The sequence below is a fragment of the Desulfoluna spongiiphila genome, from assembly GCF_900101345.1.
In the GTDB taxonomy this organism is placed as follows: Bacteria; Desulfobacterota; Desulfobacteria; order Desulfobacterales; family Desulfolunaceae; genus Desulfoluna; species Desulfoluna spongiiphila.
Genome location: NZ_FMUX01000052.1, coordinates 1 through 1069, shown reverse-complemented (window position 1 = coordinate 1069; position 1069 = coordinate 1). Strand labels below are relative to the sequence as shown.

Here is a 1069-nt window from a genome sequence, read left to right as displayed (position 1 = left end):
GGCATAGCAGGGTAGCTAAGTTCGGAAAGGATAACCGCTGAAAGCATCTAAGCGGGAAACCCACTTCAAGATTAGATATCCCTCTGACGTAAGTCAGCTGAAGACCCCTCGAAGACTACGAGGTTGATAGGCCGGATGTGTAAGCACAGCAATGTGTTCAGCTTACCGGTACTAATTGGTCGTGAGGCTTAGCCACAATCTTACATCTTAGATTCTGAGTGCTTTATTGAATCCATATCCTGATTGAATGATCCGAAAAATGCATACACAGTTTTTCGGTGGTGATTGCGATAAGGTCACACCCGTTCCCATCCCGAACACGGAAGTTAAGCTTATCTGCGCCGATGGTACTGCACGGGCAGCTGTGTGGGAGAGTAGGACGCCGCCGGATTTTTTTATAAAGGCCCTTGATGATCAAATCATCAAGGGCCTTTTTTGTTATGTATGCATGAAACAGAGCGGTGATTGTTCGTCAGTGGTGATTGCGACAAGGTCACACCCGTTCCCATCCTGAATACGACCTATCTGATACAAAGAAGTAAGCTTGTCTGTGCCGATGGTACTGCACGGGCAGCTGTGTGGGTGAGTAGGACGCCGCCGGATTTTTTTATAAAGGCCCTTGATGATCAAATCATCAAGGGCCTTTTTTGTTTTGTATGCATGAAACAGAGCGGTGTGTTGAGAGACGTCATAGAATGAGGTCTTAGGGGACACGAGTTTTACGAACTGCCTTCACAAACTATCCAAGCATAGTATCCTCTGTTGAGGAGGTATCTTATGCGCGGAAGTCGACTCTCGAAGGAGGAACTCGTGACTCTCAAGACTCTGATTGGCAAAGGTGCAAACAACAGCTCGATATCCTGTATCCTAAGGACATCGGAAGGTACTGTTCGGTATCACCGCAAAAAACTGGCCCCATCATCCATCGGTAATCGATACGATAAAGAGTCCAAAGCATCTGCGTATACGGATGTTATTTCAGCGTGGATAGATGAAGCTACAGAGCAAAAACGGCCTTCCAATATCCGGGAACTTCATGAACATTTACTTTTGAACTATGGGTATGAGC

General features: G+C 46.4%; 1 protein-coding gene and 3 rRNA genes. All 4 read left to right on the top strand.

Annotated features, from left to right (window positions below; genetic code table 11):
- A 23S ribosomal RNA gene (locus BLQ12_RS26780) occupies positions 1-196 on the top strand; the annotation flags it as partial.
- Between the two features lie 78 nt (positions 197-274).
- Positions 275-391 (top strand): 5S ribosomal RNA (gene rrf, locus BLQ12_RS26775).
- Positions 392-471: 80 nt separating this feature from the next.
- Positions 472-603: ribosomal RNA gene (gene rrf / locus BLQ12_RS28520) — 5S ribosomal RNA — on the top strand.
- Between the two features lie 207 nt (positions 604-810).
- Positions 811-1069 (top strand): helix-turn-helix domain-containing protein (locus BLQ12_RS27830; RefSeq protein ID WP_217640421.1); only part of this gene is annotated, 259 nt, incomplete at its 3' end.